This window comes from Chryseobacterium endalhagicum, assembly GCF_016745235.1.
Taxonomy (GTDB): domain Bacteria; phylum Bacteroidota; class Bacteroidia; order Flavobacteriales; family Weeksellaceae; genus Chryseobacterium; species Chryseobacterium endalhagicum.
The window spans coordinates 488,636-505,725 of the sequence record NZ_JAELVM010000001.1; the positions used below are offsets into that span (position 1 = coordinate 488,636).

13 protein-coding genes are annotated in these 17,090 nt (G+C 38.4%); 5 read left to right on the forward strand and 8 right to left on the reverse strand.

What is annotated here, in order from left to right; all coding sequences use genetic code 11:
• Position 1: 1 nt before the first annotated feature.
• Complete coding sequence (locus JET18_RS02110) at positions 2 to 1,216, forward strand: type IX secretion system plug protein (protein WP_202088975.1); 1,215 nt, start codon at positions 2 to 4, stop codon at positions 1,214 to 1,216.
• A gap of 667 nt (positions 1,217 to 1,883) precedes the next feature.
• Here the strand turns inward: JET18_RS02110 and hemH are convergent.
• Positions 1,884 to 2,936: a ferrochelatase gene (gene hemH, locus JET18_RS02115; RefSeq protein ID WP_202088976.1), complete on the reverse strand. Its 1,053-nt coding sequence runs from the start codon at positions 2,934 to 2,936 to the stop codon at positions 1,884 to 1,886.
• Between the two features lie 266 nt (positions 2,937 to 3,202).
• Positions 3,203 to 4,081, reverse strand: coding sequence for a NifU family protein (locus JET18_RS02120; RefSeq protein WP_202088977.1), 879 nt, complete (start codon positions 4,079 to 4,081; stop codon positions 3,203 to 3,205).
• A 285-nt stretch (positions 4,082 to 4,366) separates the two neighbouring features.
• Here JET18_RS02120 and JET18_RS02125 point away from each other — a divergent pair, with 285 nt between their 5' ends.
• Positions 4,367 to 4,900, forward strand: a complete 534-nt coding sequence (locus tag JET18_RS02125) for a gamma carbonic anhydrase family protein (RefSeq protein WP_202088978.1) — start codon at positions 4,367 to 4,369, stop codon at positions 4,898 to 4,900.
• A gap of 397 nt (positions 4,901 to 5,297) precedes the next feature.
• Here JET18_RS02125 and JET18_RS02130 read toward each other — a convergent pair whose 3' ends face one another.
• Entirely contained in the window at positions 5,298 to 5,747 is a 450-nt protein-coding gene (locus tag JET18_RS02130; RefSeq protein WP_202088979.1) for a hypothetical protein, read from the reverse strand.
• Positions 5,748 to 5,831: 84 nt separating this feature from the next.
• On the opposite strand from JET18_RS02130, the gene JET18_RS02135 reads away from it, so the two are divergent.
• The gene (locus tag JET18_RS02135) at positions 5,832 to 7,958 is read left to right on the forward strand and encodes a helix-turn-helix domain-containing protein (protein WP_202088980.1); all 2,127 of its coding nucleotides are present in this window, start codon (positions 5,832 to 5,834) and stop codon (positions 7,956 to 7,958) included.
• A 36-nt stretch (positions 7,959 to 7,994) separates the two neighbouring features.
• Here the strand turns inward: JET18_RS02135 and JET18_RS02140 are convergent, their stop codons facing one another.
• Together JET18_RS02140 and JET18_RS02145 are read right to left on the reverse strand one after the other, a co-directional pair.
• Entirely contained in the window at positions 7,995 to 8,840 is an 846-nt protein-coding gene (locus JET18_RS02140; protein ID WP_202088981.1) for a M12 family metallopeptidase, read from the reverse strand.
• 361 nt (positions 8,841 to 9,201) lie between these two features.
• Positions 9,202 to 9,651, reverse strand: coding sequence for a hypothetical protein (locus tag JET18_RS02145; protein ID WP_202088982.1), 450 nt, complete (start codon positions 9,649 to 9,651; stop codon positions 9,202 to 9,204).
• Between the two features lie 262 nt (positions 9,652 to 9,913).
• On the opposite strand from JET18_RS02145, the gene JET18_RS02150 reads away from it, so the two are divergent.
• Both JET18_RS02150 and ribB read left to right on the forward strand, forming a co-directional pair.
• A complete protein-coding gene (locus JET18_RS02150; protein ID WP_202088983.1) occupies positions 9,914 to 10,918 on the forward strand; it encodes an LLM class flavin-dependent oxidoreductase in 1,005 nt (334 codons plus the stop codon).
• A 67-nt stretch (positions 10,919 to 10,985) separates the two neighbouring features.
• Entirely contained in the window at positions 10,986 to 12,107 is a 1,122-nt protein-coding gene (ribB, locus tag JET18_RS02155) for a 3,4-dihydroxy-2-butanone-4-phosphate synthase (protein WP_202088984.1), read from the forward strand.
• 347 nt (positions 12,108 to 12,454) lie between these two features.
• Here the strand turns inward: ribB and fmt are convergent, their stop codons facing one another.
• The 3 genes from fmt to JET18_RS02170 form a co-directional block, all read right to left on the reverse strand.
• A complete protein-coding gene (gene fmt / locus JET18_RS02160) occupies positions 12,455 to 13,399 on the reverse strand; it encodes a methionyl-tRNA formyltransferase (protein ID WP_202088985.1) in 945 nt (314 codons plus the stop codon).
• A gap of 252 nt (positions 13,400 to 13,651) precedes the next feature.
• Positions 13,652 to 15,559, reverse strand: a complete 1,908-nt coding sequence (locus JET18_RS02165; RefSeq protein WP_202088986.1) for a RecQ family ATP-dependent DNA helicase — start codon at positions 15,557 to 15,559, stop codon at positions 13,652 to 13,654.
• Positions 15,560 to 15,636: 77 nt separating this feature from the next.
• Positions 15,637 to 17,073 carry an OmpA family protein gene (locus JET18_RS02170; RefSeq protein ID WP_202088987.1) on the reverse strand — a complete coding sequence of 479 codons (1,437 nt, stop codon included), beginning with the start codon at positions 17,071 to 17,073 and terminating at the stop codon, positions 15,637 to 15,639.
• Positions 17,074 to 17,090: the final 17 nt, after the last annotated feature.

Genomic DNA, 17,090 nt, shown 5'->3' on the forward strand with positions numbered 1-17,090 from the left:
AATGAAAACATTGCGAATACTTTTACTTTCTTTGGGCGGACTGGTGTACGGACAGAATATCCAGAGCATCCAGCTTTTTAATCCGCAGACGAATGACGAAACCCCTGTCATCAAGTTCGGTGAACAATTGGTTTTAAGTTTTGACGACCTTACCAATGCCAGCGAAATCTACAGATATACCATTAAACATTACGACAGAAACTGGAATGATGACAACCTGTTTTTTACAGAGATTGCCACAGGAAGCCTGAACGGACTTTTAGATAAATTTGAGTATTCTTTTAATACCATACAGGCTTATACGCATTATAAACTTACATTCCCGAATGATAAGATGCAGCCTAAGATTTCAGGAAATTTTGAACTGATCGTTTACAAGGATTCGGCGGAAAAACCCCTTTTCAAAAGACGTTTTTATCTGGTGGAAGATGCAGCAAACGTTGCTTTGAATATATCAAGAATTGCAGATGCCAAAAAACCGAATATCAATCAGAGAGTAGAAGTAAAGGCTACTTCCAAGGCAGGAGATCTTTCTTCCAATGTCAATTCCATGACGTTGAATGTGATGCAGAATAACAATCCTAATATGGTAATCAATAATCAGAAACCCAGTGCTACCTTAGGAAACCAGCTGCTTTTCCAGCAGATGAATTTAACATTTCCAGGGAATAACGAATTCTATTATTTCGATAACAAAAATATGAATATGGCTGCCGATATGGTAAGCACTACAGAATTGAAAGACGGGGTGAACCAGACCTATCTTCATCCGGTATGGGCTTTCCCTCTGAATTATCAGTATCAGCCGGATGTCAACGGAGCGTGGTATTACAGAAGAAATGATCTTGGACTGGAAAGAAATGCGGAAAGGGAAGCAGATTATTCGTGGGTGTATTTTTCGCTGGAATCTGATCCTGTAGATAAAGAAATCTATGTATTGGGAGGTTTTAATGATTTTAAACCCAGCAAAGAAAACCAGATGCAGTACGATGCCGCCAATAAAAAATACGTAGCCAAAATATTCCTGAAACAAGGGTTCTACAACTATATCCTGGCTACAAAAGAAAGCAATGGATCTTTAAACTTCGGAGAGGTTAACGGTAATTTCTGGCAGACGGAAAACCTGTATCAGGCGTTTTTATATTATGCACCTTTCGGACGTAATTATGACGGACTGATGGGGTATGGGGAATTCAGAACTCCGATTGGAAAATAATTTATACATTAAAATTTAAATAGCAAGAGGCATTCATATAATGGGTGCCTCTTTGTTTTTATAAATCTCCCGCTGATTAAGCAGATTATGCGAATTTTAAAGATGATGGTGTATCCTTTTTGAAACATTAAGATCAGTGAAGGAGGTAAGAATAGTTAAGCAAAAATCGTAGATTTTTTTTAAGCTTGGGTGTACTTTCTATTCATAAAGAGATTCAACTTAAAAATTACTTAAGTGTTCAAAACTTTTGCCTCTTTTGTGGTTGAGTTTTTTTCACCACGGATTACACAGATTTTCACAGATGATTGTGTTTATTTGTGCGGATTATTTGTGGTATTTGTGTTTTATTTTATCTTATCTATCTAAAAGCGTGGCTCATCTTAATCATTATAAAACCTTCAACCCTCCTTAATGGTTCAAAATTTCTCAGAATAAAATCGTAGATTTTTCAAAACTTATGTGCACTTTTTATGATTAACCATTCAACTTAAAAATTACTAAATTGTTCAAAACTTTTGCCTCTTTTGTGGTTGGATTTTTTTCACCACGGATTGCACAGATTTTCACAGATGATTGTGTTTATTTGTGCGGATTATTTGTGGTATTTGTGTTTAATTAAAATCAAAGTCAATAAAAAAAGGAACTGTATAAAACAGCTCCTTATATTTTAAACCAGATAAAAGTCATTCAGTTTTTCTTCGCAGAGGATCTTTACGACTTCGATCCATCGGTCTTCATCATTCAGACAAGGAATGTAATGGAAATTTTCTCCACCGCCATGCTGAAACTGCTCCTTGCCTTCCACTGAAATTTCTTCCAGGGTTTCAAGACAGTCGGAAACAAAGGCCGGGCATACAATGGCCAGATTTTTTATTCCTTTTTTAGGAATTGTTTCTAGCGTTTCGTCAGTATACGGCTCTATCCATTTATCTTTTCCTAATCTTGACTGGAAAGAGACAATGGTTTTTTCTTTGGGAAGTCCCATTTTAGCAATAACAGCTTCCGTAGTTTTATAGCATTGATGTCTGTAGCAGTAAGCGTTGTGAGTATCGACATTACTGTTGATACAGTTCGCATCATCAATTTTACAGGTATTTGAAGGATCTGTTTTGTAAATATGTCTTTCCGGAACACCGTGATAAGAAAACTGCAGGGCATCAAAATTCTCAGGAAGTTTTTCCTTGATACTTTCGGCCAGACAGTTGATGTAAATATCTCTGTTGTAAAAAGGCTGGATATAATTGATCTTTACGGTCGGGAACTTCTTTTTTCTTACTTCCTCTGCTTTTTCGATCACAGTTTCCGTAGTACTCATCGCATATTGCGGGTATAATGGAAACAAAACGATCTCAGAAACTCCCTGATCCATCAATTTTTGAATTCCTGCCTCAATACTCGGTTGCGCATATCTCATCCCGATTTCTACAGGAACATCCACTATTTTCTGGAGTTTTTTCCGGATTTTTTCAGTGATGACCACTAAGGGTGAACCTTCATCGGTCCACACTGTTTTATAGGCTTCTGCAGATTTTGCCGGTCTTGTTTTAAGAATAATTCCCTGAACCAGTAAGGCACGGAAAATCCAGCGGTAATCAATTACTCTTTCATCCATCAGGAATTCATCGAGATATTCCTTTACATCATTTACCGCCGTTGATCTTGGCGATCCCAGATTGACTAATAAAATTCCTTTTTTTGAACTTAGGGATTCTTTCTGCAAAACTTTATTCTTTTAATTATAATTTCAATTGATAGGGGAGAGTTGAGATATCAGATGCCAGACGTCAGATTTCAGACAGTATTGATGGTGGCTTCGAGAGCCTCAGCCTCCAGATGTTTGTCGTTCATCTGATGCTTTCGGATTTACACTCTTCAACAGTCCGTCTCCAGCGCGTATTCCGCATCCCGAAACCAGCAACTGTTAACCAGGAACTAAACTCTGAACTCATATACTCTCCGACCCTAAAACTCTCCAACTCAAAACCATTACCCATTCACCGCTTCCACTCTTTCCACCAGATCCGGAACGAATTGTTTTAAAATATTTTCAATTCCGTTTTTCAAAGTGGCTGTAGAGCTTGGACATCCTGAACATGCTCCCTGTAAAAGCATTTTCGCCGTTTTATTTTCCTGATCGTATTCCATCAGGGAAATTTTTCCACCATCGTTTTCTACGGCAGGGGCTACATATTCATTTAAGATGTCAGAAATTTTCTGTTCGTCGTCCGTATACTCTCTGTTGATGATTTTTTCAACAGGATTTTCATGAGTCTGAGGTTCAAGATTTGAAATTTCGCCACCACTCTGAAGATATTCCGCGATGAAACCGCGTACCGCCATCATGACCTGATGCCATTCCACAGAATCATCTCTGGTTACAGCAACAAAGTTATCAGAAATAAAAATTTCTTTAGCGAAATCAAATTCCTTGAAGATCGCCTGAGCTAAAGGAACTCCTTCGGCAGCCTCTCTTGATTTTACTTCCACAAAACCATCAATAAGCATTTTGCTGGAAACAAATTTCATGGCATTCGGGTTAGGCGTCATTTCCGCATAGATCTGATACATTTCCTTCTTCTTCTGAAGGTAAATTCTCGGATTGGCAAGCAATTCGTCCTCAATAATATTTTTCAGGCTTTCAGTCACATGTTCCCACTCTACGGTGTCCTGTTTTGCTACAGCTACAAAATTAGCCGTAACGAAAATTCTTTCCACAAAAGGATAGTTGAAAAGTTCCTGAGCTAAAGGAATTTCTGAAATATCTGAACTTCTGTCCAACTCTAAAGAGCCCGGGATCAGGTTATAATCCGCGACAAATTTCATCACTTTCGGGTTTTCAGTTGGTTCTATAAGTATCGTACGCATTTTTTCGTTAAATTTGAGATACAAAAATACGCAATTAGAAATTAGAAGTTGAGGGTTGGAAGTTAGATTTTTGCTATCGCAGTCATTTAGAAATAGAAGTTAGAGATTAGAAGTTAGAAATTAGTTGAGTGGATGTGAGATATCAGACATCAGATATCAGATTTTAGAGGAGACTATTTTTCAAATCAGCTTATTTTCATTCAAATAAAAAATCAGAAGTTATAGAAGACCGGCAGAATCTGCATTTTCAAATTAACTCATTATCAAATTATCAAATTATCAATTATGGCAATTGTAAAAGAACTTTTAGGGAAAACACCTCAGATAGGAGAGGGAACATTTTTAGCAGAAACGGCAACCATTATCGGTGACGTTACTATGGGAGAGAACTGCAGCATCTGGTATAATGCAGTAATCAGAGGAGATGTACATTACATCAGGATGGGCGATAAAGTGAATGTTCAGGACAATGCTATGCTGCACTGTACCTATCAGAAACACCCTTTAAATATTGGAAATAACGTTTCCATCGGACACAATGCAATCGTTCACGGATGTACCATCAAAGACAACGTACTGATCGGCATGGGTGCCATCGTTATGGATGACTGTCTGGTAGAAGAAAATTCTATTGTAGGTGCAGGTTCTGTAGTAACGCAGGGAACTCATATCAAATCCGGAGAAGTCTGGGGCGGCGTTCCGGCAAAGAAAATTAAAGACATCTCTGCTCAGCTTCTGGAAGGAGAAGTGAACAGGATCGCAGATAATTATGTGAAGTATTCTTCGTGGTATAAGGAGAATCTTGAGGTGGGAAGCTAGTTTTGAGTTGGAGAGCCTGAGGATTGGAGCGTTTTGAGAGAGAGTTGAGTTGCTGGTTGACCGTTGCTGGTTTCGGGATGCGAGATACGCGCTGTAGACGGACTGTTGAAGAGTGTAAATCCGGAAGTATTAGATAAACGGCAAATATCCGGTGGCTGAGGTTCTCGAAGCCACCATTCACAACTGACATCAAACCGTTGGCCTCAATAGTCTGTCATCTGAAATCTTGATTCTTGTATCTTGGCTCTTGATTCTCAAATCTTGATTCTACAAATACAAATAAATAAAGCTCCATCTTACCGATAGAGCTTTTTTCAATCCTTAGTATCAACTTCCTGAGTTGAGTTTTGTTGATAATTCAACAGGATATATAACCTTTGCTTTGATTTTTTTTGTTTTACTGCTCTGCTGTGATGAGCTGGGCTTTTTCCTTGATGCATTTAACGGAGGTTGGCGGCATAACCATCATACAGTCTGAGGTGATGTTGTATTTTTCGTTGAATGCCTTTACTTTCTGTGTATATTCCTCGATTCTTGGCAATATAGAGGTTTCTATTTTCTTTGGAAAGGCAATGTATTGCTGAGGTCCGCCACAGGCTTTGGCTCTCATAGGGGCAAATGTCCACTCCGAAGAATTCGTACATTTTTCTCCTGATGATTCAGATTCAATGGATGCTTTTAACTTATCCAGCTGAGCCTGTTCATATTTCTGGCTGTCTTCATCTGCCGGTCTTTCTGCAATATCTTTTGGAAGATTGGTATCAAGGTTTTTTGATGAAGTACATGAAACAAGTGAAAGTGTAGTAAATAAGGCAAGTAATGGGATATGGATTAAGAATTTTTTCATTATAAATTTCTTTTCTGTTAAAGAATTTTCAAAAGTTATGCCAAGGTAAGAAAATCAAATTCATTTCCGTAATTTTGGAACGCGATGAACAATCATTTTTTTGACTTAATAGAGCATACGAACAGAAGTGTTTTTCTTACGGGAAAAGCCGGAACCGGAAAAACCACCTTCCTTAATGATTTTGTAAAGAAGACAAGGAAAAAGTATATTGTAGTGGCGCCTACGGGAATTGCCGCTATTAATGCCGGTGGGGTAACCATCCATTCCATGTTCGGACTGCCTTTGAGAACATTTTTACCGACTACAGACCGTATTGACGGAAGTTTGGCGAATAATATTGCCGATCTGATGCCTCATTTCAAATACAGAAAAGACAAACTGAAGCTTTTAAGAGAAGTGGAGGTTCTTATCATTGATGAGGTTTCCATGCTCAGAGCAGATGTGCTTGATATGATGGATTTCTCCCTGAGATTTATCAGAAGGAATAACCAGCGGTTTGGCGGGGTTCAGATGCTGTTCATCGGAGATCTTTATCAGCTTCCGCCGGTGGTAAGGGACGAACATATTTTAAAGATCTGCTACCAGTCTCCTTTCTTTTTCGACAGTCTGGCGGTTAAGGACATTCCGCTTCTGACGATTGAACTGACCAAAGTTTACAGACAGTCCGATGAAAAGTTTCTGGATATTCTGAACGCTATCCGTGACGGCGATGTAGCCAATATTAATTTTGATGTTCTTAATGAAAGATATGATCCTGATTTTAAGGCAGGAACTGATTCCTACGTTTATCTGTGCTCACACAATAAAATGGCGGACGAAATCAACCAGCAAAAACTGGAAGAGATTGATTTGACCGTGAAAACCTATGAAGCCAAGTTGTTTGGAGATTTCAAGGAAAACCAGTTCCCGAACGAGCAGTTTTTGGAATTAAAGGTTGGAGCGCAGGTGATGTTCATCAGAAATGATATTACCGGGGAAAAGAAATATTTCAATGGAAAGCTGGGTGAAATTTTAGCTTTAGACGATAATGAGATCAAAGTGGTTCTCGACGGCAGCGAAAGAGAAATTACAGTTAAAAGAGAAGTCTGGGAACAGAAAAAATACTTCCTGGACACTGAAAAAAATATCAAGGAAGAAGTTTTGGGAAGCTTCGAACAGTTTCCGATCAAGCTGGCCTGGGCGGTTACCATTCACAAAAGTCAAGGTTTAACGTTTGACAAGGTGATCATTGATGCGGGGAAAAGTTTTACGGCTGGTCAGGTGTATGTGGCGTTATCCAGATGCCGTACGCTCGAAGGAATTGTTTTAAAATCTAAAATTACCCCTGAAGTTATTTTTAAGGACAACAGGATTCTGCAGTTCCAGGGAAATACCTTTGCCAATGATAATGTGGAGGCCATTCTGAACCGTGAAAAATATGACTACAGCATCAAAAAAGTACTCCGTACCGTCAACTGCCTGTGGTTTTTGAATGAGCTGGAGGAATGGAACAAGCTTTCTATCACCACAAAAAATATCGACCACGTAAAAACCAATCAGCTTTATCTTCAGCTGAAACATGAAGTGGTTAACCTCGGTAAAATTTTTGAAAAACTGGAAAGGGTCATTTCCCAGAAGGTTAATAATTTTATCGAAAACAAAGAAGAATGGTCCGACATTGAAAGCAAAACCAAAGGAGCCGTTAATTTTTTCTTTACGGAAATCAGGGATAAAGTGTTCAACCCGCTGAAGGAATTCTATGCTGAAATTAAAGGAACGAAAGGCCTGAAACAGTACAACGAAGAATTCCGAAACTGGCTGGAAGATACCGAAGAATACCTGAACAGCCTGAAAGAAGCCCATTTGCTGGAAACGAAGCTTTTAGATGAAAAAAATGATAAAGAAATCAATTTAAAGATTGCAAAAGTTCCGTCTCAGGTATTGACATTCCAATTATTTGAACAAGGGAAAACCATCGGGGAAATTGCTTTGGAAAGAGGTTTGGTAAAAGAAACCGTGATCGGGCATCTGGCAAAATTTGCAGAACAGGGATTGCTGGATATTTCAAGAGTGATTACTTCCGATAAAATCAAAGCCTTTGAAGCTGAATTCTACAGTAAGCCACACGAAACCCTGACGGAATGGAAGAATGCACTTCCGAATGATTTTGAGTTCAATGAGATCAGGATTTTAATTAATCATTATACTTTTAAAAGGGAAAAGAATTCATAGTATTCCTTTCCCTGATTGATTTTCTAATATTAAGAACTAAGGATACATCGTATTGATCGTATTAATATCTCCCGTTGTAAAACCTGTCCTGTTGTAGGTGAAATTAGTATTGTTGGCTCTCTTAATCGTAGGCAGGCCGTTTTTAGAGTAGGAATTGGGCCAATACATCATCACAGAGTTGATATTGAAAGGACCTATATCTGTTCCGGAATTGTACATATTGAAATTATAAGCCTGCCCGCTCTGTATGTTATTCCATTGAATACTGATGTACTGATCTCTGTCTTTACGGGAATGTTCGTGATAAAGTCCCACCGTATGTCCCATCTCATGAATGACTGATGCTACAGAAATATACTGATCCAAAGAAATAGTCTGCCTTCCGCCCTGATACCCGATATGCGCCCAACCATCTGATCCGGATGAACTTCCGAAAATAAATTCTACATAATTCGTCTGATTGGTACGCGGAATCCATTGTGTATTGGTTTTGGAATTATATTCATTGACAGCAGAGGTTATTTTATTGGCATTGATAGAACCCATATTGCCGGCAACAGTATAATAAATTTTACCTCCCGGCCACCTTGAGTAGCTTGCTCCTCCCTTATCAACTGAATTATCACCTGCCAGCTGTTTGTCGGAAAGAACAATATCCCCCTGGAAAAAATTCATTCCGTTTTTCCTTTCGTAGGTGATATCCTGACCTCCCAATCGGCCATTTTTAATATTTTCCTGATGGAGAGCATTGGCTTGGGCCTCTGCGTTTAACTCATCATTATTTTTGTTACAGGACATTAAAGTAGCAGCCATAACAAGACTCATAAAGATTGCTCTTGCCTTTGTTTTCCGATACAATTCGGGATTGTTTTTTTTGTTCATAATACTATTTTTAATTGTGGTGTTCAATTCGGTGATTCTAATACGAATATATTATTTTATTTCTATTATTTGTGAATTATTTATATTAAAATGAATTTATATGATGATTATTTATCATCTGCTTACGAAAGATGGCAGTCAGGTTTGACGTTTTTCAAGCCTGAAATTTAAGGTGATGAAAGATGTTGAGATGCTTATGCTTTACTTTCGGATAATGGATAAGACAATTGGTCGGATTTTATAAAAGTCCTGATGTTCCATTAAAAGAATGTGAGAACATACTTTCTGACGATTTTGAATTCATTGAGATCAGGATTTTGATTAATCATTATACTTTTAAAAGGGAGAAGGGAAGGTAATATTAATAAAATCGATCTATGACATGTAGTATGATGGTATCGTTTACTTTGAACTTTCTATAACTTTCAGATTTTTCAAGTATTATTTTTTCTTGCCGATTTGATATTTTGTTATAAATAAAAGCTTGATTAGTCTCTAATAAGAAAGCAGTATGGTATTGTAATCTGTTAAGCATTTTCATACTATCAGTTATTTTGTAGATATTCCAGGGTTTATCGTGTTGTTTTTTAAGTAGTTCATTATAAAGATCAGTGTTTTCTTTAAGCATTGAGATATTATTCTTTTGGCTTTTTAACGATTTTTGGAATACCCTTTTAATATTTTCTTTAGAAGTATAAACAACATACTTATTTGTTTCAATTAAAGTAGCGCTATCTTCAGTATAAGGTTTGCAGCTTGATAAGCCGAAACATAATAAACCCGATATGATTATGAATAAAATTGTTCTCAATGTGATTGTTTTAAATTTCTTAATCTTTACTAATATAATGTAAATATTGATCAGATTGATTTTAGGCTATAAATAAAATAGATTATAAATAAGTTTTATTCCAATAGTTTTTTCCTGAACTACACCATCCATCCTATCAATTACAAAAAGTAACTAATGCAATTTATAAGGATTAAATTTGTTTGGTTTTTTGAAACCTAAAATTTAAGATTATGAAATCACTATTGATTCCATATCTCCTTTAAAAAAATAAATATCTGATATGAAAAATTTTGAAATATCGGTGCTGGACCTGGCTCCTGTAAAGCAGGGAAAGAGCATTCACGATACGTTTCAGGACAGTTTATCTTTAGCAAACCATACTGAACATTTAAATTATAAAAGATTCTGGCTGGCCGAGCACCACAATATGGAAAGTATTGCCAGCTCTGCCACCACCGTTCTGATCGGTTTTATCGCCAACGGAACGAAAACAATAAGAGTAGGATCCGGAGGAATCATGCTTCCAAACCACAGTTCCCTGATCATCGCTGAACAGTTCGGAACCCTGGAATCTCTTTTCCCGGGAAGAATTGATCTTGGTGTGGGAAGAGCACCCGGAACCGATGGCCTTACTGCCCAGGCTTTGGGAAGAAATCCTGCCATTATCAACAAACAGTTTCCAAGACAGATTCTGGAATTACAGACGTATTTTTCTAAAGATAATGCTGATGCCTTGGTTCGCGCTATTCCGGGAGAAGGTCTGGATATTCCGATTTATATCCTTGGATCCAGTACAGACAGTGCCTGGCTGGCTGCAGAACTTGGACTTCCATATGCTTTTGCGGGACATTTTGCTCCGGAACAGATGGAAATGGCGTTTAAAATTTACAGGGAACATTTTCAGCCGTCCGAACAGTTGGCTCAACCTTATATAATGGCCTGTATCAATGGAGTGGCAGCAGAGACTTCCGAAGAAGCTCATAAAATTTCCACCACATTATTCCAGGCATTTCTGAATATTATACGAAATGACAGAAAACCTTTTGCACCGCCTGTAGACGATATGGATGCCTTCTGGTCACCAATGGAAAAATCCATGGTGCTTCAGAAACTAAAGTATACCTTGATTGGAGATCAGGCAGAAATTGAAGAAAAACTGAAAGATTTTCAGGAAAAATTCAATGTGGATGAATTAATTATCAATTCCCATATTTACGATCATCAGAAAAGACTGAGATCTTACGAAATTTTCAGAGCAGCGGCGAACTCTTTATCCGAAGGCTAACAAACCATTCATATTAATTGGCAGATGCTTATTTTTATAAGTATCTTTGCACAAATAAAAAGTAAACATGTCTGATATTAAATTGAATACTATTCCAGAGGCTATTGAAGACCTTAAAAATGGTAAAATAATCATAGTAGTAGATGATGAGGACAGAGAAAACGAAGGTGATTTTCTTTGTGCCGCGGAACTGACGACGCCGGAAATTATCAATTTTATGGCATTCCACGGAAGAGGGCTGATCTGTATGCCGCTTCCTGAAAAAAGATGCGACGAGCTTGGGCTGGAAGTGATGGTAAGCAGAAGCAGCGATCCTAAGGAAACCGCTTTTACCGTATCTGTTGACCTTCTTGGAAACGGAACTTCCACAGGTATTTCTGCCGGAGACAGAGCCAAAACAATTTTAGCTTTGATGGATGAAAAATCCAAACCGACAGATTTCATGAGACCGGGACACATTTTCCCGCTACGTGCAAGAAAAGGAGGAGTTTTAAAAAGAGCAGGACATACCGAAGCTGCGATTGATCTTACATGCTTAGCCGGCCTGAAAGAAGGAGGAGTAATCTGTGAGATTATGAATGATGACGGGACAATGGCACGTTTACCGGACCTTCAGGTTTTTGCACAGAAGCACGATATGAAGATCGTTTCTATCGAAGATCTGATCCATTATCAGTTGAAAAAAGGAAACCTTATCGAAAGACTGGAAGAAAGAAAAGTAAAAACGGCTTATGGTGAGTTTGACTTTTTTGCTTTCAGAGAGACATCGAATGACCAGATCCACTTCGCTTTGACAAAGGGTTCATGGACTGTAGATGAGCCTGTTCTGGTAAGAGTGCAGTCTTCAGATTCTTATTTTGATGTTTTGACGAGGCTGAACAACGGTGAAAAGCCATTACTGGAAAAAGTAACCGGGATGATTAATGAAGCTGGAAAAGGAGCGGTTATTTTCATCAACAACGTTTCAAACTCTGAAAATACATTAAGAAAACTTCAGCAGTTCCTGAACTATCAGGACGGACAGGAGCAGCATCCTACCTTGGCTTACAACTATAGAGATTACGGTATCGGAACCCAGATCCTTAAAAATCTTGGAATCAATAAATTCAAAGTAATCACCCAAAACCCTGGGATCAAACCACAGGTTGGCGGATATGATGTTGAGGTGACGGAGCTGGTTCAGCTGTAAAAGTGAAAGGATAATTGTCAATGGTGAATGGTCAATTGTGAATTATTCTATTGTCAATTTTATCAAAATATATTCAACAAAAAAAGGTTTAGAAATTTTCTAAACCTTTTTTTATTTACTTAAAGTGTATGTTTACTAATGGAGGCTTCAAGAACCTCAGTCATCAGATATTTGTCGTTTATACAATATTTCCGGTTCAGATTTTCAATGCTCAAAGAAGATAAAAGTATGGTTAGTCATGAGTTGTTTAATAACTGAAAACCAGCAACCAGCAACAAACTTCCAACTCATATACTCTCAACCCTGTACCTCGCATCACGAAACCCCGGAACCCGAACCGCGCATCCCTACAGACTGATCTCATCAAAATTTTTGAATCCGTTCAAAAAGTCTTTGATATTCATTCTTTTCTTTCCTTCCAGCTGCAGTTCCAGGGGATAATACATTCCGTCCTGAGTGTATATTTTAAAATCATTTTTAGAAATTTCCAGACTTCCCACGGCTTTTCCATGATCTGAAAGTTCAAATTTCCCACCGAATATTTTTAATCCTTTTTCTTCTTCCCCGATTGTTAAAGTGGTAAAAGCGGCCGGATAGGGCGACATTCCGAGGATAAACTGATGCACTGTCTTTGATGGAGCATTCCAGTTGATTTTGGTGTCTTCTTTAAAAATTTTGTAGGCATTTTTAGGATGCTCTACGTGAGGCTGAGGTTTTTCAATGATTGAATTTTCTGCAAGTCCGTCTAAGGTTTTTACCACTAATCTTGAACCCATTTCCATCAGTCTGTCGTGTAGGCTTCCTGCGTTTTCATTTTCCAAAACCGGAATTTCTTCCTGCAGTAAAATATTTCCTTCATCAATTTTTTCGTTGATGAAAAATGTAGTTGCCCCTGTTTTTTCTTCACCGTTAATCACTGCGTAGTTGATAGGAGCGGCACCTCGGTAATCAGGAAGCAGAGAAGCATGAAGGTTGAAAGTTCCTAAAACAGGCATTTCAAAAAGAACTTTCGGCATCATTCTGAAGGCAACGACTACAAAAACATCGGCATTCAGCTTTCTCAGTTCTTCTAAAAACTCGGGATTTCTCAATTTTTCAGGCTGAAAAACAGGAATATTATTTTCTGCAGCATACACCTTTACCGGTGACTGATTGATCTTCTGTCCGCGGCCGCTGGCTTTATCTGCGACGGTTACAACGCCTACCACTTCATGATTGGAATGATGGATAGCCTCCAAAGAAGTTTTTGCAAATTCCGGAGTTCCTAAAAAAACGACTTTCAATGATTTCATGGTGCAAAGATAAGGGTTTTTGGGAATTTTGGAATTGGAGAGTATTTAAGTGAGAGAGTTGCTGGTTGACAGTTGCTGGTTTGAACCGTAAATCTGATATCCCGAAACTTTTTTAACGATTAAACCTGAATCTAAATTACTAGTTTGCCACGATTTGTCTGAAATCTGATGTCTGACATCTGCTGTCTAAAATTCACCCTTCACTTGCGAAGCAAAATTCACCCTTCACCATTACTCATTACCTATTGCTCATTACTCATGATTCAGCGCGTACGTTCTGAAATTCAGCATTTTTATTTTTCCTGAATCCAGGAGGAAGATCAGGTTTTCTAAAATGTTGTTTTTAGAGTGATAATTGAGCTGCACAGAAAGTTCTTCAATGGTTGAAGGTTTTTTAGCCAACAGATTAATGATCTGCTGGGAAATATTTTTTCCGAAAATAGATTGTTTATTTTTTTCACAGACTGAACACTGGCCACAGTTTTTCGTGTTCTTTTCTCCAAAATAAGCCAGAATAAGTTTCATTTTACAGTAATCATTATTTTCTATAAAAAACTTAATCTCTTCCCATTTCTGGATCTTATTTTTTTGAATGTGTTCAAAAAGTTTCCAGTATGCTGAATGAATGGCTCTCTCGTCACGCGGCTTCAGGAACTTAATGCTGGACAGGGCTCCGTCTACATATTCCAGATAATCTTTCTGCTGAAGCTCTTTCAACCGTTCTTTGATCAGCGGAACACTGACCCCGATTTTATTGCTGACCTGCTGTTCGCTGAACATCACTTTGTGAGTGGTAATTCCGGATACCGTACGAAGAAGAAGCTCGATGAAATAAGCGTCTTTCTGTGGCAGCTGGTCTATTTCCTCAGCATTGAAAAGAAGTTCAAGTGAAGACAGGCTTTTGTTGTCGTTATGGTAAATGATTTCCTGGTTGTGCAGAAAATTAAGAACATTGCTGATCTTGGCTTTAGACAGCCGGGTGAAATTTTGTATTCCCTGGGTATTTAACTGGAAAACTTTTTCGGGAAGTTCATATTCGGCTACCTGAAAAATGGAGTAGAGGTAAGTGATGATCTTTAAAAATTCCGCTTTATTGGGAGTCTGATTTTTTAAAATTTCATCAAAATTAAGAAGTTCCTGTTGGTTCCACAGAAGAAATGCATAGCTGTCTTTTCCATCTCTTCCGGCTCTTCCGATCTCCTGATAATAGTTCTCTAAAGAAGGCGCAGGTGAATAGTGGATGACAAAGCGGACATTGTCTTTATCTATCCCCATACCGAAAGCATTCGTTGAAATCAGGACCTGATTATCGCTGTTATTCCAGAATGACTGTCTGGCGTTTTTTTCTTTTGTGGTTAAACCTGCATGGAAATAATCTACATTCTTTACCTGATTCTTTTTAAGGAATTCGGCTAGCATTTCTGCATCTTTTCTTGTTCTTACGTAAACAATTCCTGAATCGTTATTATGCTTTAAAATATCAAAAACACGCTGGAATTTATCGGAAACTTCATCCATAAAGATCCGGATATTTTCTCTTTTAAAGCTTTTCTGAAAGACAAACGGCTTTTTGAGTTCCAGCTTGGATTTAATTTCTTCCAATACCTTAGGCGTTGCAGTAGCGGTCAGGGCAAGACACGGAATCTTTGGATTATTCTTCCTGAATTCTTTAATATTCTGGTAGCTCGGCCTGAAATCCTGGCCCCATTCTGAAATACAGTGGGCTTCATCCACCGCAATAAATGACAGCTGGATTTCTTCAATATTCTGGAGAAACTGTTTATTGGTAATCCTTTCCGGAGATACATACAGAAGCTTGGTAAGACCGTCTTTACAGCGGTCGTACACGGCTTCGGCATCATATTCATCCAATTCGGAAGACAGGTATTCTGCTTCAATGCCGCGGTGTTTAAGCTGGCTGACCTGATCTTTCATCAGGGCGAGAAGGGGAGATATCACGAGGCAGGTGCCTTCTTTCATTAAAGCGGGAAGCTGGTAACAGAGCGATTTTCCGGCTCCGGTAGGAAGTAAAACAAGACTGTCTTTTTCATTAATAACAGCATTAATAATCTCTTCCTGGGAGTCTCTGAAACTGTCATAGCCCCAAAAATATTTTAGGGTATCGTACTTTAATTTTTGAAAATCCTGCTCAGAAATCATCAGGTAAAAGTAATAAAAGTATTACAACAAAAAAAGCCGTGCAATGCACGGCTTTCATATATTAGCTGAGAAGTATATTATTTCGCTTCGAAGTATACTCTTCTGTTGGCTCTGTTTTTCCATTCAGGACATTTAGTAGCCGGCTCACACTCAGGATATTTAAGGTCTTTTTCACCTTTTCCTACCGCGTTGATTTTTCCGGACTGAACTCCGTTTTTGATCAGATAATTTTTAACATTATTTGCTCTTCTTTCAGAAAGCTTCTGGTTGTAAGCATCAGTACCTCTGGTATCAGTAGCACCAATTACACTATAAGAACCTGTTGAAGAGTTGATATAGTTGACAGCGTTGTTAAGGATTGGAGTGTTTGAAGGTAAAATTCTGTCAGAATTTAAATCAAATTCAATTCCTTCAAGTTTAGTTTCTGTTTCTACTACAGGTCCTGTAGTGGTTGTAGGACATCCGTTGTTTTCTACAGGTCCCGGAACCGTTACACACTTGTCGTAAAGATCGATTACACCATCAAGGTCAGTATCAAGAGCTACACCAGCACCATCCACTCTTGCTCCTGCAGGTGTGTCAAGCTGTCTGTCCCAATCGTCGCAAACTCCGTCATTATCAGCATCTCCTTTTTTACATACTTCAATATCCTGGTTTTTGTTAGCCAGAACATCAAGTTTGTAATAGATTTCCTGAAGCGGATCATGCCACATTAAGTGAGACTCGTGTTTTCCTAATTTCAATGAAATACCTAAAGTAGCATTGAAGAAGTTGTCAGATACCTGCTCTTCACGTCTGTTGATCGCGCTGTATTTGTCACCGCCTCCATCGAATTCATCATCACCGGTTACCACATACATCAATCTTCCTTCAAGATCAATTCTGTTGTTGATTTTATACTTTAAACCGGCACCAGCCTGCATGAACATAGATCCAAGCTTGAATGGTTTAACCTCAGTCGCCAGTGTTTGTCCTTTGATGTCTTTCTGGTAAGCTCTATACGCAATGGTACCAATACCTGCATATCCGTGAAGTGCCCATCTGTAAGGAGAATGGTTATCAACTCTTCTCAAAAGGTTAGAGAAATTGATGTCTCCCAATAAAGAGATCGCATCATACTGAGTTCTTGCACCTACCGCTTTCGCATCCGGAGCAGCATCTTTAGTATTGAACCATCCCTGTCTTGTTTCACCTCTGTCGTACTGTAATTTCAAACCGAATGCATGGGTAATCGCTTTGTCAATACTTACATAAGCAGAGTATCCGAAAAGGTTTTTACCGTTACCATTTTTGATGGAAGTTAAATCTGCAGACTGCATCAGCGGTACACCGGCACCAGCTGAGATAGACCAGTCGTTAAATCTTTTTGATTGATTGGTAAACGGGGAAACATTAGCAGAACCGGAAGAAAAGGTATTCGGATATTCTCCGTTTGAAACTGCCGTAGAGTCTTGTGCATAGGTCACAGCAGGAATTGCCATCGCTAATGCTACAATTGCTAAACTTAATTTCATAGTGTTATTTTTTTAAG

What these genes read in the sequence shown, in the direction of transcription:
- JET18_RS02110 (WP_202088975.1), top strand. Translation starts at nt 2, where the DNA reads ATGAAAACATTGCGAATACTTTTACTTTCTTTGGGCGGACTGGTGTAC.
- JET18_RS02120 (WP_202088977.1), bottom strand. Translation starts at nt 4,081, where the DNA reads ATGCGTACGATACTTATAGAACCAACTGAAAACCCGAAAGTGATGAAA.
- JET18_RS02125 (WP_202088978.1), top strand. Translation starts at nt 4,367, where the DNA reads ATGGCAATTGTAAAAGAACTTTTAGGGAAAACACCTCAGATAGGAGAG.
- JET18_RS02130 (WP_202088979.1), bottom strand. Translation starts at nt 5,747, where the DNA reads ATGAAAAAATTCTTAATCCATATCCCATTACTTGCCTTATTTACTACA.
- JET18_RS02135 (WP_202088980.1), top strand. Translation starts at nt 5,832, where the DNA reads ATGAACAATCATTTTTTTGACTTAATAGAGCATACGAACAGAAGTGTT.
- JET18_RS02140 (WP_202088981.1), bottom strand. Translation starts at nt 8,840, where the DNA reads ATGAACAAAAAAAACAATCCCGAATTGTATCGGAAAACAAAGGCAAGA.
- JET18_RS02150 (WP_202088983.1), top strand. Translation starts at nt 9,914, where the DNA reads ATGAAAAATTTTGAAATATCGGTGCTGGACCTGGCTCCTGTAAAGCAG.
- ribB (WP_202088984.1), top strand. Translation starts at nt 10,986, where the DNA reads ATGTCTGATATTAAATTGAATACTATTCCAGAGGCTATTGAAGACCTT.
- fmt (WP_202088985.1), bottom strand. Translation starts at nt 13,399, where the DNA reads ATGAAATCATTGAAAGTCGTTTTTTTAGGAACTCCGGAATTTGCAAAA.
- JET18_RS02165 (WP_202088986.1), bottom strand. Translation starts at nt 15,559, where the DNA reads ATGATTTCTGAGCAGGATTTTCAAAAATTAAAGTACGATACCCTAAAA.
- JET18_RS02170 (WP_202088987.1), bottom strand. Translation starts at nt 17,073, where the DNA reads ATGAAATTAAGTTTAGCAATTGTAGCATTAGCGATGGCAATTCCTGCT.